The organism is Ruminococcus sp. HUN007 (assembly GCF_000712055.1).
Classification (GTDB): domain Bacteria; phylum Bacillota; class Clostridia; order Oscillospirales; family Ruminococcaceae; genus HUN007.
In genome coordinates this window covers 2,327,935-2,341,818 of record NZ_JOOA01000002.1, presented here as the reverse complement: position 1 = coordinate 2,341,818, position 13,884 = coordinate 2,327,935, and the positions used below count along the sequence as shown (strand labels likewise).

10 protein-coding genes are annotated in these 13,884 nt (G+C 36.5%); all 10 read right to left on the bottom strand.

Annotated features, from left to right (window positions below; all coding sequences use genetic code 11):
* Positions 1 to 308 precede the first annotated feature (308 nt).
* A complete protein-coding gene (gene rfbB / locus CC97_RS14480; RefSeq protein WP_044975737.1) occupies positions 309 to 1,337 on the bottom strand; it encodes a dTDP-glucose 4,6-dehydratase in 1,029 nt (342 codons plus the stop codon).
* A 199-nt stretch (positions 1,338 to 1,536) separates the two neighbouring features.
* Positions 1,537 to 4,632 carry a leucine-rich repeat protein gene (locus CC97_RS14475; RefSeq protein WP_044975735.1) on the bottom strand — a complete coding sequence of 1,032 codons (3,096 nt, stop codon included), beginning with the start codon at positions 4,630 to 4,632 and terminating at the stop codon, positions 1,537 to 1,539.
* A gap of 225 nt (positions 4,633 to 4,857) precedes the next feature.
* On the bottom strand, positions 4,858 to 5,943 hold the full coding sequence (locus CC97_RS19735; protein WP_081850137.1) for an NAD/NADP-dependent octopine/nopaline dehydrogenase family protein: 1,086 nt from the start codon (positions 5,941 to 5,943) through the stop codon (positions 4,858 to 4,860).
* Positions 5,944 to 5,945: 2 nt separating this feature from the next.
* Complete coding sequence (locus CC97_RS14465; RefSeq protein WP_347493706.1) at positions 5,946 to 7,130, bottom strand: histidinol-phosphate transaminase; 1,185 nt, start codon at positions 7,128 to 7,130, stop codon at positions 5,946 to 5,948.
* Complete coding sequence (locus CC97_RS21605) at positions 7,123 to 7,761, bottom strand: phosphocholine cytidylyltransferase family protein (RefSeq protein ID WP_347493704.1); 639 nt, start codon at positions 7,759 to 7,761, stop codon at positions 7,123 to 7,125. The genes CC97_RS14465 and CC97_RS21605 overlap by 8 nt, the downstream gene beginning before the upstream one ends.
* 287 nt (positions 7,762 to 8,048) lie before the next feature.
* Positions 8,049 to 9,227 carry a CDP-glycerol glycerophosphotransferase family protein gene (locus CC97_RS14460; protein WP_044975733.1) on the bottom strand — a complete coding sequence of 393 codons (1,179 nt, stop codon included), beginning with the start codon at positions 9,225 to 9,227 and terminating at the stop codon, positions 8,049 to 8,051.
* On the bottom strand, positions 9,224 to 10,084 hold the full coding sequence (gene yidC / locus CC97_RS19055; RefSeq protein WP_049962935.1) for a membrane protein insertase YidC: 861 nt from the start codon (positions 10,082 to 10,084) through the stop codon (positions 9,224 to 9,226). The genes CC97_RS14460 and yidC overlap by 4 nt, the downstream gene beginning before the upstream one ends.
* A 5-nt stretch (positions 10,085 to 10,089) precedes the next feature.
* On the bottom strand, positions 10,090 to 10,353 hold the full coding sequence (locus CC97_RS14450) for a hypothetical protein (RefSeq protein ID WP_044975731.1): 264 nt from the start codon (positions 10,351 to 10,353) through the stop codon (positions 10,090 to 10,092).
* A 22-nt stretch (positions 10,354 to 10,375) separates the two neighbouring features.
* Positions 10,376 to 12,202 carry a sulfatase-like hydrolase/transferase gene (locus CC97_RS14445; RefSeq protein WP_044975729.1) on the bottom strand — a complete coding sequence of 609 codons (1,827 nt, stop codon included), beginning with the start codon at positions 12,200 to 12,202 and terminating at the stop codon, positions 10,376 to 10,378.
* Between the two features lie 96 nt (positions 12,203 to 12,298).
* The gene (locus CC97_RS14440) at positions 12,299 to 13,579 is read right to left on the bottom strand and encodes a hypothetical protein (protein ID WP_156036925.1); all 1,281 of its coding nucleotides are present in this window, start codon (positions 13,577 to 13,579) and stop codon (positions 12,299 to 12,301) included.
* Between the last annotated feature and the right edge of the window lie 305 nt (positions 13,580 to 13,884).

The window sequence follows — 13,884 nt, the reverse complement described above, 5'->3', positions numbered from 1 at the left end:
TTCATTAGCTTATATTATAGTGAACGCATAAAAGATTTATACGTTCACTATAATTAATTCATTTATATTGCCTTGCAGATCCGCAAACTACGTTTGCTCCCTGCATATCGGCTAATAGTAAAAGAAAAATATATTTTTCTTTTACTATAACACATGCGAGTATATAATAATTATATCATTATGTGAAACTCTATTCAAGTAATTTCATTCTGCTTCTTATTTATGACCATGATTTGTATTACAACTCGTTTAAGTTTACAATACAATATCAAAGCTAAAATTCCTGCATTCATCTGATACAGTTCATGTTAATGCCGTGCACGACTACCATAAATCTTTTCATAGTAATTCTGGTATTCACCTGAAATAATAGCCTCCCACCATTCCCTGTTATCGAGATACCATCGGATAGTTTTCTTTATTCCGTCTTCAAACTTCGTTTCAGGAAGCCAGCCGAGTTCATTATGGATCTTTGTCGGATCAATTGCATAACGCATGTCGTGGCCTTTTCTGTCTTCTACATGTGTGATGAGGCTTTCAGGTTTACCGAGTTCCTTACATATAAGCTTAACAATATCAATATTTCTCATTTCATTGTGACCGCCGACGTTATAGACTTCACCGTTTCTGCCTCTGTGGATGATGAGGTCGATTGCACGGCAGTGATCTTCAACATAAAGCCAGTCGCGAACGTTAAGTCCTTCACCGTATACAGGCAGAGGCTTGTCTGCAAGCGCATTTACTATCATAAGCGGAATAAGTTTTTCCGGGAAATGATACGGCCCGTAGTTATTTGAGCAGCGCGATATCGTTACCGGCAAGCCATAAGTCCTGTTATACGCCATAACCAGCAGATCTGCTCCCGCTTTGGAACTTGAATACGGACTGCTTGTATGAATAGGCGTCTCTTCAGTAAAGAAAAGATCCGGTCTGTCAAGCGGCAGATCACCGTAAACCTCATCCGTGCTTACCTGGTGATAGCGTTTGATGCCATACTTCCTGCAGGCATCCATAAGCACCTGTGTACCGAGGATATTGGTCTGTAGAAATATCTCCGGATTCTCAATCGAACGATCAACGTGTGATTCTGCAGCGAAGTTCACTACTATATCAGGACGTTCTTCCTCAAAAAGTCTGTTCACTCCTTCCCGGTCACAGATGTCAAGTTTTACGAAACGGAAATCCGGGTTATTCATCACCGGTTCAAGCGTGGAGAGATTGCCTGCATATGTGAGTTTGTCCAGACAGATGATCCTGTAATCCGGATATGTATTCAGCATATGGAATACGAAATTTGAGCCGATGAAACCGGCTCCTCCTGTTACTATTACGGTCATATTACCCTCCCTGCATTACACCTTTGTCAACCGCAAAAAACTTCTTCCTTAAAAACAGTTCTTTTATAGCATCAGCATAAATTCAGGCTGCAGACAATATTGTTATCCGCAGCCTGATATATTATCCAAAATTCAATTGAGAACCGAGAACTGAAATTCTCTGCTAAAATCTTTCAGCTTAAAAATACAGCCGAAAACATTATTTATTAGGTCCGAGCTTATCGATTACGTGTGATACGAACTGTCTGACAGTAGCAAGGTCCAGAATCGTAACCTTACCGTCTCCGTCAACGTCTGCTCTCTTTGTTTCATCAGCAGTGAAAGTCTGCTTGTCAACCAGTTTGATCGCAAGTGATGAAAGATCAGTTATATCAACCAATCCGTTGCCGTTTATATCACCGTAAATAATGCTGCCAGGTGCTGCTGTCGGAGTAGCGGTAGCCGACGTAGCTGGTGTTGACGGTGTCTTCGGCGAAGATGTAGGCTTCGGTGTTGTTGTCGGCTTGGCTGTTGCGTTAGGTTCAGGAATATCAGAAGCTTTATCGGAAACCGCAAACTGAGTTCCTGCATACTTTACAACTGCAGCATTTTCCTTATTGGCGCATACCAGAGTAAAGCCCTCAACCGCTTTTCCCTTACTGTCATATCCAAATGCATTTTTACCGATAAGAGTTATGCTGTCCGGAAGTTCGATTCCAGGGAGATTAGTACCTGAAAAAGCTGTACCTCCAATGCTCTTGATATACTTGTTCTTTGTTGACTCGCTTGTGTAATCATTGTCAGGATTAATCGCAAACTTAACATTTGAAAGAACAGAGCAGCCCTTAAACGCATTCGCATTGATAGTATTTACACTTTCAGGGATAAAGAGATAGTTTTTCTCATCTTCAGCCTTCGGATCTGAACCAACAAGTGATGTACAGCCGCTGAAAGCACTGTCACCTATTGTCTGAAGCACCTTACCGAAATCTACTGTTCTGAGAGCAGTACAGCCGTTGAATGCACTCTTGCCAATTTCATTTACAGTTGCCGGAACAGGCATATTCTCAAGTGAAATACACTTCAGGAATGCACTGTCGCCTATCTTGTAAAGATCAGGAAGCGTTACCTTTGTAAGTTCTGAGCAGCCTGAGAATGTCTCAGCAGGAAGTTCAAGTACTCCGGCCGGTATTGTAATGTCATTTATTACTGTACAGTTCTTGAAAACTGATTTACCCATATCGGTAAGACCGGACGGCATATTTACAGTTTTCAGTGATGAACAGTTTGCAAACGTAGATGAACCCATCTTGGTTATTGCACTTCCGGCGCCGATATTTGCTGTTTCAAGTGAAGTACAGCCATCAAATACGCTGCCGTTACCCTTTTCATCGCCAAGTATCTTGACAGTGTCAGGAATGTCGATAGAGGTAAGACTGGTACACTTAGCAAAAGCTTTGGCTCCAAGTCCGTCTGTTCTTTTACCGAGTTTTACAGAAGCAAGAGAAGTACAAGCTTCGAAAGCACTTCCGCCTATACCTGTAACATTATCAGAAAGTTCTATCTTTGAAAGTGATGCACAGCCCTGGAAAGCAGCCTGATCAATACCAAGTACTGAATCCGGAATTGTAACATTGTCAAGAGCCGTACATCCTGCAAAAGTGCTCTTATTTATAACAATAAACTTCGGATTTGAAGGGAATTTCACCTTTTCGAGTGAAGTACAGCTACTGAATGCGCCGTCCTCAACTGCTGTTACTGCATCAGGAATCGAAATTTCCTTAAGTGAAGTACACTTGGTAAATGCTGATTTACCAATATTTTTAAGTCCGGAACCAAGTTTAACAGATACAAGAGCCTCATCGCCTGAAAAAGCACTTTCACCAATACTCTGAACAGCATCAGGCATGGTTACAGACGGAAGCGATACGCATTTAGCAAAGGCGCTCTTTCCTATTGTTTCAAGCTTACTGCAGTTAAGCTTAAGGTCCTTAAGTACAGAACAGCCTGAGAAAGCACTTTCAGGAATACTGGTAATACTTTCAGGAATCGTTACATTCGTCATACTGATACAGTTGCTGAAGCAGCCTGTACCAAGTACGGATACCTTATTGAGGTTCACATAAGTAAGATTTGAGCATCCGCTGAATGCATTCTTCCCAATTGAATTCAGAGATGCAGGAGATTCGATACCAACTATGATATCAAGCTTGTCTTCCTTGATTTTCTGAACGATACCGTCAGCATTTTCTGTACCGAGTCCGCGTAATGCAGTACAGTTCTGGAAAGCGCCTTCAGCTATATCAGCAAGAGCAGTGTCCTTGTCTACCTGCACGTAAAGAAGGTTCTTACAGCCTTTGAATGCATTCTTGTCGATCTTGGTGATTTCCTTTGGTACGACAAAGCATAAAAGGCTTGAATCGTTTTCGCAGAGCGATTCAGGTATTGTAAGCACCGTGCTGTTGACAAGAAGCTTATCAAGTGAAGAACAGCCCTTGAAAGCGCCCTTGCCCACTTCTTCAACTGAAGCAGGAATTGTTATTTCAGTTACAGTAGTACAGCCTTCAAAAGCACTGACTCCGATTTTTTTAAGTTTATCATTGAGTTTTATTTCAGCAAGCTGAACACCATTCTTGAATGCAGAATCGCCGAGTGTTTCAAGCCCTGCAGGAGCTGTGAATGATTCAAGTGATGAACAGTCAGCATAAGCAGATGCATCGATCGTCTTTACCCCTGAACCGATACCAGTCTTCTTAAGATTAGAACAGCCCTGAAAAGCGCTTTTACCTATTGTTTCAACACTTGACGGCATAGAAACTGATGAAAGCATTGTACACTTGCTGAAAGTTGAAGCCGGAATCTCAGTTACACCGTCTTCAATAACAGCCTCAAGAAGATACTTACAGTTTGAAAAAATACCTGTACCGAGTTTAACCCCTGCCGGAAGAGTAACACTGCCCACTGCCGTATTACTGAATGCTGTGTTACCTATAGAAACAACGGATGCCGGAATCTTTACATCGCTGAGTGCTGTACACTTTGAAAAAGCACCTGAACCGATTTCAACGACCGGCTTTTCATCGATCACACCAGGAATCTCAAGAGAAGTTACTCCAGTGTTTTTGTAACCGGTGATAGTAACATTTTTTCCTTCCTTATCAAGTTTATAAGTGAAATCGCCAGACTCCAGATCAGCAGCGCTGACTATTACACTGCTGTCATTAATACCGATAAAGTCAGTACCTGTTACACCTGCCATACCGCAAACAAGCAGCAGCGCTGTAACTCCGGACATAATCTTTTTTGTTAGTTTCATTGAAAAATCCCCCTTTATTTTATCAAAAAAATGTATAAATATATATTACACCTATATCATCATGATGTCAATAAATCAGATAAAATTCTGCAAATCTTCACAACTAACTATCAACTTTTCCGTCATAAGAAACATATCACGAAAATTAAATATTAATTGTAAAAATAATCAGTAAGTTATTAAACTTATTAGGCTGAATAAACAATCACCATTTTTTTCAACAGCTCACCCCTTATTTAAATAAAACTGCTTTATATCACTTAAAGATGAGATTCCATAATCTAAGAAGCGGAACTCATTTTTCTCAACAGCAATTTTTTTATACCAGGTAAGGACAGAATCAATACATGGGGTTTCAACTTCTGACAAATCTGCAATTTGTTTTATTATTGTAAGTCCATATGAAAAATCAGCTGTAAAATATCTCGAATGAAAATCCGGAACAAATCCACCTTCTACAGAAACAGCGGGTGTCTTTAATCCCTTAAAAGCCTGGATACTTGAAATTTTCTTTGTCATTGATTCGATTGTAGGACTTTCATAGTGCTCACGCAAAGACTTAACATATTCTAATTGAAATTCAGGAAATACTTGACAAAGCATCTGAACTTCATTATCACACGCAAATAACAATTTAGAAGACTCATCGTCCCATTCCTCATAAAACAACGGAAGTGAAGAATAAACCTTTCCTTTGTAATAATCTTTAAAAATTGTGCGAAGCCTTGTTGTATGAAGTATAGGATTAGAAGGTGTTAACGTAAGATTGAGATAATTCGGAATCGGTAAACATGGGATTTCAAATATATCTTGTACTAACTTACAGCATTTATCCACTTCACTCTTTGGAATAGATGCAACATGAAGTTCATTTCTATATCCAGTAGATTTAACAGTTTTGCCCTTTGAAATAAGTCTTGCAATAGCAGGTACTCTTTCGATGCCAAAGAAAACATTTCCTCTTTCTATGCATTTTTTAAATGCACACTCGCTTCCTCCATTTCCCGGAACAACTCCAATGATTGAATTTTTATCCGCAAATTCAAATATTAAATTTGCTATATCGTTCATCATCATTGCAGGAAAAGTAATAATAATTACTTCGGCATTAGAAAAAGCTATTTTCGGATCATTTGTTGCCTGATGAATTATACCTTGATGAGTAGTAATTCCATTCTCATCAACTATGTTCAAACAACCATCATATAAATCGGGTGCAGATGTATATACAATTACATCATGACATTTTTCAGCACAATGTACTGCAAACTGTGTGCCTATATTTCCACCACCAACTATAGTTATCCTCATTTTTATATTTCTCCAAGTTCTTCCTTCATAGCATTTATCAGTCGATCATTGTCTTCAGAATTTCTTACAGCAAGACGAAGATAGTTACGTCCGTTTGTCTTAGTCGTTAATTCCTTGATAAGAACTTCATGCTTGATTAACAGAGTCTTCAGTAAAGCCTTCGGAGAGATAGTTTCGTCAAGTTCAACCATCACAAAATTCGCCTGAGAGTGAATAACTCTTACACCCTTAACTGTTGCGAGAAGGTTTTCAAATCTGCTTCTCTCATTACGTATCTGTACAAGTGCTGATGCATAATCATTCCTATACTTTTCTTCTATTTGCATATAGAATTCACCAAAGGAATTAATATTCCATATAGCTACGTCCTTTTTCATTGATGAAATGACATCAGTATTACCAGATGCTAAAACACCTAAACGAAGACCTGGAACACCATATGATTTTGAAATAGACTTCATAACAAAAAGATGAGGATTATTTGATAGTATAACCTGATCAATAAGCGTATTATCAGGTTCATCAGCGAAATCAACAAATGATTCATCAATAACAAGGGATATTCCTTTATTTTTTGACCATGCAATTAATTTGAGCAAATCTGCTTTCGGAATATAGTTACCACTTGGATTATCTGGATTAACCACAATCAGATTCCTGATATCTTTATCGCCAAAATAAGCAATCAAATCATCAGCTGTATATGAATAATCTGAATTAGCAGGTGTAAAATCAATAGAGTTTTCCTTGCTGTATCTATTTGGATATTCATCAAATGTAGGTCTGATAAAACCAACTTTACCGCTAAGAAATCCCATTAAGGACTTAATCAGTTCAGCAGCGCCATTACCGACAAGTATGTTTTCCTGACGAACACTAAAGTTCTTGGCAGCAAGAAGGGAATTTACTCTCATTCCTGAAGGGTATTCTGTTAATAACGTATCAAAGCTTGCTCGAAGTTCGTCCTTCAGCTTTGCAGGTGGAAAATATGGATTTACAAGATAACAAAAATCAAGAAGTTTAGGATAACGCCAGTATCCGCCATAACGTCCCTGCATTAATTTTACACGTTCATCGTCATCAGGCGTAAAAATTGATTCTGCAATATCAAGATCCTGTATGTCATCAATTTCGTACCATTTTTGTCCGTTAAGACGCTTAGCTTTTATTACTGGAGTATCAAGCATTGTAATAACTCGTAAAAACCTGTTCATAATACTCATTTTCACCTAATGCAGCTTGATATGCATCAAGAAACGGTACATAATGAGTTTCTGAAAAATGTTTACTGAATTTATAAAGGTTTACAGTTTTATAATATTCTTTTATTTCATTAAACTTAAACTTCTTTCCCGGAACAAATGCCTCAATACTGTCATCATCAGAAAGCTTGACACATGTTCCGTCCATCCAGCTTTCATATTTATCAACTAAAGCAAGTGTATCTCTTGGATCAGAAACAAGTGCCTCAAGTACACTGTCCTCAAAGATAAGATCTGATTCAAAAAGCAAAGTATCTTCCTTACAAAGCCAGTCTTTTGCAAGAGCAAGAGAATAAATGTTATTAGTCTTGTCATAGATTGGATTGTTTATATACTCAATAGGCGTTTTAATGCCGAGTGTACTAATGTAATCAATCAGTTTCTGACCTTCATACCCAACGACAATAATAATACGAGAAACTTTCTGTTCCTCAATCTGATGAAGCATACGATCAATTAGAGTAACACCATTAACTTTAACCATACACTTCGTGTTATTCTGCGTTAATTCTTTAAGTCTTTTTCCCATTCCTGCTGCTAATATAATTGCTTGCATAAAAAACACCGCGTATACTCATAACAACCTAGTTAAAATGAGATACTTTCCTTTTAATTTTATTTATACACAAGAATAAACAGAATATTTAAGGAAACACTGATTAAAACGGAAATACGGCTTAGCCGTATTTCCGGGTGGAGAGATTGCGGGGCTTCGCCCCGTGCCCCACGCTGATTTATGAATAAATCAGCGTTTCCTTAGCCTTTTATTCTTTTAACATGCAGACACAAAGTCATAATTATCACGATAATAGTATGAATAAAACATGTTTTATTCGCATTTTACTATATTCTTTTTTTCAGTGCCTTGATAATATACCTTCCACTAATTTCACTGCTTCGACCGACATTGTACAAGTGTTTCTCAAGTTCTTGCGTTATCTTTTCTTCATAATAATCTTTTGAATCAATCATTTTTTCAATTATCTGCCTGGCTTCAGATACCTGTTCAACAGGAATAACTTCACCAATAGATGTTCTGATAGTTTTATTAAGCGGTTCAATACCTATCTGCTCATAATCATTGTTCATAACCTTCATCGGTGTATCAATATAAACAACCGGCTTTCTGGTTACAAAGGCATACTCAAACGCAATACCTGACCAGTCTGTTATCAGAATATCCGATTCAAAAACATTTCTGTTTTTGGAAAAATCAGTTTCGATTTCAACATTACCATAATCATTATACCTTGTTTTCAGCATTTCAAAACGTTCTGGTTCGTGTCTTACCTGCTGCGGATGAGGACGCACTATAATCTGAAAACCAGATTTTAAAAGTCCGTCCAGAAGTTCTTCAAGGCACATATCAATTATATTGTCCTTCTGCCAAGAAGGAGCAATGATTATCTGAGGAACATCATGTTTTTCATGTTCTGTATTCTGATATTCCCTGATCATTTGATCAATCAACGGATATCCTGTTTCAACCAGAAGTTTCTCCGGAGTTCCGTACAGTTTTTCGTAAGCACGTATTTCTTTTTCCTGATCAGCATTAGGACAAAGCACCGTATCAAACCAGTCAAGTGCTCCACGGCGATAAGTAGTGATGCTCCCTATTCCATGACATACAAAGACATATTCCACATCGTCACGAACTCTTGAACGTTTGATATGATACTTCTCAAGATCAGGCATAGTCATCAGACACATATCGGCATCAAGTTTCATAAACAACGGTATCAGATAACGGTCACTTGCTACATAGTACGCTTTTATCTGCTCACGTTCATCCTTAAATATCAGATCATCAGGATCGCTTGTTACATAATGAATAACTATATCAGAATGTTCACAGATATAGTCTATTATTCCGGAAAAGTATTTGTAAAAGCCATTCTGTTCAGAATAGACCATAAGCTGTTTTTTTTCCGTTTGCGAAAAAGCGCCTGTAATCTTCTTTTTCGCGTTTGCTGTATTTTCTGTATTCCTGATCTTTCTTCTGACGAAGAGCTTTAAGTTCAAGTAAGCGCTCGTAATCCACATATTTTTTTGGGAGGGAGAACTGTATTGGTCAGTAACATTACAGGTATAGCAAAAAGATTCCCGGCAATCCAGTATAGTCCAATACTGCCCGGTACGATCATTGCAAAGTATAAAGAAAAAGAAACCATAAACAATGTTGTGAGAATCTTATTCGTTTTACCTTGTGCCATTTGCAGCACATTGATCTTGTTCTGAGCAAAACATAAAAGAGCAGCACTAATTCCTGCAAAAACCGCCACTATCATTACAGGATCCAAAATATGCTGATAAGGTACTCGTCCAAGATCGATACCAGCAAAAAACATGCTGAAGTTCATTATTCTGTTTACAGCTTCCTCAGATATACCTTCAGGAGATACAGCCCCTGTACGAACTGCTTCAATTATCTTCATCTGATACAGATTACCTGCATCAGTTTCGCCAGTCAATGCAAAAAGCCGCTCTTTCAGAGTGCTTATAACCTGCTCATCAAGATGAAGAATAAAATTCAGAGGACGGTAAACAACACCAATCAGCCCGAGTACAAGCGGTATCTGAAGACAAAGCGGAAGAACATCAAGGAAAGGATTGTACTTATATTTCTTGTATAGTTCAAGCTGTGCATCTGCAAATTTATCCTTATCGTCAACATACTTCATCCTCAGCTGATCAAGTTCAGGCTGAAGCTGTGCCATTCTTATAGCGTTTTTCTGAGTAAGAAGACCGATTGGAAAAAGAAAAAGCTTGGTAATAAGCGTAAAAAGTATTATACTTAATCCATAATTACCGGTAAGCCCATAGCAAAAACTCATTATATGTCCGAGCAGGCCGATAAGAAAATCAATTATTCGAGACATATCATTTACTTGTCATCATCGTCAGACATAAGATCGTCTGCGGTGATAACCCCGCCTTTTCCTTTATTATTCTTACTAACCGGTGTCGGTTCGTCATTTTTATTCTTCTTGAACTTTCTTCTGAGTTTGCTCCAGAAGATTCCGGCAAATGTACCGACAGCGATTACAACACCTGTGATTATCTGAATAAAATAGCTTGTCGTTGCAGGGTCGATGTATGCAACTGTGTCAGAACACATTCTTGTTATACCAAAACTTATTTCAATCATTATTTTATCCTCCAATTATTTATCAATTAGTATCTGCTAATTCCCAATTTGAAAAATCACGTGCATCACCATTTACTACATATTCATGAAGTGAATCTACCTTTCCTACTCCATGCCAAAGATAGGTATGGAATTTGCGTGGCACATCTTTTTTTGATTTTATAATATCGTTAAACGAGTCGCCATATTTACTATGATCAATTCCTGCATATTCAAGTATACTTGCAAACAACATTGTATTAGACAACTGGCTTTTATCATCTGTTTTAAATTCAAACTGACTAGTGTGCGGAGGTTTTACTAAAAGTGCTGTAACAAGCGGTTTTTTTAATTTATTTTGGTTATTGTTGTCATAATATGATTCTGGTGCTCTGGCATGGTCTCCAAGAATTATAAACGTCGTATTATCATATACTCCAAGATCTTTTGAGGCTCTTATATATCTTAATACTGTTTCAAAATTGGCTCTTATTGTCTTATATATATTATCACCATTATTTGAAAAAACAATTTTTTGATTCAATGCTTTATTAGTATCATGAGCACCGTTTAAATGAATAGCGGTAACGACTTTATTTTCGGAATAAGCGTTAAATGAAGCTTTTTCTGTATAATCATATATCTTCTCATCAGATTTAAGTCCAACTTTCCCCATATGGATTTTATCAAGATCTTCTGATCTGTACACAATATAAGTCTGGTTCATTATATCACTCAGCGCATTATCCAGTCTGTATTTGAAAGTATAAGGAACCATTCGTAAAAAAGACAGTTTAAAAATGATCTCCCTTAATTTCTTTTCATCGATCTCTCTTTCAAGATCTTCAGGAACCATGGTATTATCGCAAAATGGTGACAAACGTGAAGAAGAACCATATGTAGCGCTTTCATCAAGAATTAGATTGACCTTGTATTCATTATTGTTTAAAACAGAAAATACATTTTCGCCACTCCACGCTTTATCAAAATATTCATACCATTCTGAGCCGTCATAATCAATATGTGTAAACATGTTCGTGATAGACGGAAATGTATTTGTGTAAGCAGAAATATTGTTCTGATAAAACGTAAATCCTTCAAGCTCATCTTTTACTTCCGGATATGTCTCCAAGAACTCATCACACCAGAAGCTGTCAAACCTGTCCATTATAAAAACATAAATATTATTTTCCTTTGAAAAAGAAACTGTTGGTTCGTAAGAAAAAAATCTTCCATTTGAGTTTCCTTTACTATCATATTTTTCCGGATTAAAGTTTACAAAATCAGAAACCAAACCAACTGATTTCATTATTAAAATACAACCCATAATAATAACAGGTAATTTGTTTTTTATAAACTTATGATCAATATGAGCAAAAACATCCGTTTCGTTTTTTGAGCTTTGAGCAAAAAGATAATACGAAAGCAAAACGGTTGGGAAAAAAATCATTATAAAATGTATCAATACATTCAACGATTCCTCTACGTATGTTATATTTCCTATTGTCGTCCCAAGATCACTTCTGACCATTTTCCCATTCATAAACAATTCCTGACAATAAAAAGAAACAGTAACACAAAGAATCAACATCTTAAATATTTCATAAATTTTTCGATTTATAGTATATAGTACATTCATAAGCATGAAGCAAACAAAAAGCACTAAAATTGCAGGCAGCACAATACATGAAATCATTTCTGAATAACTCACGCTAAAATTATTCTGATTAATAAGGATCACATCTATCGGTGTAATCACGCAGAAAATCAATGTGACAGCCAGACTGATCAAAGTATTTTTTGTCAAACCTGCTTTATCGATTTTGGTTAGAAAGTTTGATTTTTTTTTATTTTCATTCATCACATTCATTTCTGACTCCTTGACTAATAAAGTTTTAGCATCTAATGCTATTTATTAAATATATAATCTTTGTTATTAACCACTAATTCACAGCCTTTTCCTTTATCATTTCACTTTATAAATAAGGAATTTTCTTCTGAAAACATTGTCAAATCCAATATACTCGCACATTGAGTATTTTTCATAAAGTTCACTTTCAAGCTGAGTTTTGGTCAGCTTTTCAGACTGATCTTTTCCCATTCCGCGTACCGGCCACTTCATTGATTCTGTATCATATTCAACATAAAGTGAATTTTCATCAACAAAATAATAGAGATCACTGTCATCAGACGGAGGATCAGAAATATCGGCTATGTCATTTTTCAAATTTTCACCTGTAATTGCATACAGATAATCTGACTCCATTGATAATCTTGTAAAACATGTCAGAAGCCAAAAATCATCGCTGATGAAAACACAATCTGAATCTTTTATTGTTTTCTGTACCGAAACCGCACCATCCTCCTTGGTAAAAATATAATTATCAGGACCATACAGGTTTGACATGACACAAAAAACAGTACAGAGTACGGCAAGTATAAAATTAGCAACGGCCTGTTTTTTTATACATTTAAAAATGGAATTGATTATAACTGTAAAAGCTGCAATCGCACCAGGAAAAACAATGAAAATATAACGATCAGTTTGTTTTTCCATAAAAATGTATGAGACAGTTAGTGCTGTCAGAAGTATCATTCCAAATACAGAAACCAGTATAGATATGATCATAAGATCCGTATTTTTAATCTTAGCAACAGCTTTTAAAAAATACTTTTTCAAAAAAGAAATAAAATTACGAAACCATACTTCTTTCCTAAAAAGAAAAAGTAATGGTATAATCAACACACATATACATGCTGCTACTATCAGATCAGCAGTATAGGAATGCATTTTCATAACTGAAACAGAAACTCCAAACAATTCTTTAAGCATACAGTTCAGAGTTAATTTAAACTGCCAAATGAACGGATACTTAGCATCCTGTGTCTGATCAGAAAAAAAATGAGCAATTGTAGCCGGGAATAATATTACTGAAGCTGCTACAGAACCTACCATGGTAAATGAGTATGCAAAAAAACTCTTATATCTTTTCCTGATAAGATAATAAATACAGAAACATACTGATACACAACCAGCGAAAGGAACAAAAAAGTGATGAGTCAGACAACCAGTCAAGGTAATAAAGAATATTATAATCATATTTTTCTTTATTTTGTCTGAATGGTATAGTTTTGCATGATAATATAAATACAAAACAGATATCATTGTAGCCAGCGAGTAGATACGGACAAATTCAAATGTATTAAACGCACCCATTGAAAAACCGTAAAATGCACATCCAATCAATGCTGTTATTTCTGATCGAGATATTTCATTAATAAGCTTATACAGAAAGAAGTCTGTACAAATAAATGCAAAAATATTTATTACAAAACTAAACCATGGTGAAAACTTTCCAGGGAAGAAAGAACAGATGGTGTGCAGTATAAAATAATAAAAAGGAGGATGATAATCATGCACCTGATTGTAATAGACCGAACCGTAGGAAAAGCGATGTTCAGTATCAACTGTCAGATAGTCGCGCATTACTTCAGATGAAAACCAGCTCTTGTAATTAATTTTATCTGTATGATCCGCATTCTGATAAACAA

Excerpts from the sequence above, each read along its gene's own strand:
- rfbB (WP_044975737.1), bottom strand. The coding sequence starts at position 1,337 with ATGACCGTAATAGTAACAGGAGGAGCCGGTTTCATCGGCTCAAATTTC.
- CC97_RS14475 (WP_044975735.1), bottom strand. The coding sequence starts at position 4,632 with ATGAAACTAACAAAAAAGATTATGTCCGGAGTTACAGCGCTGCTGCTT.
- CC97_RS19735 (WP_081850137.1), bottom strand. The coding sequence starts at position 5,943 with ATGAGGATAACTATAGTTGGTGGTGGAAATATAGGCACACAGTTTGCA.
- CC97_RS14465 (WP_347493706.1), bottom strand. The coding sequence starts at position 7,130 with ATGCTTGATACTCCAGTAATAAAAGCTAAGCGTCTTAACGGACAAAAA.
- CC97_RS21605 (WP_347493704.1), bottom strand. The coding sequence starts at position 7,761 with ATGCAAGCAATTATATTAGCAGCAGGAATGGGAAAAAGACTTAAAGAA.
- yidC (WP_049962935.1), bottom strand. The coding sequence starts at position 10,084 with ATGTCTCGAATAATTGATTTTCTTATCGGCCTGCTCGGACATATAATG.
- CC97_RS14450 (WP_044975731.1), bottom strand. The coding sequence starts at position 10,353 with ATGATTGAAATAAGTTTTGGTATAACAAGAATGTGTTCTGACACAGTT.
- CC97_RS14445 (WP_044975729.1), bottom strand. The coding sequence starts at position 12,202 with ATGAATGTGATGAATGAAAATAAAAAAAAATCAAACTTTCTAACCAAA.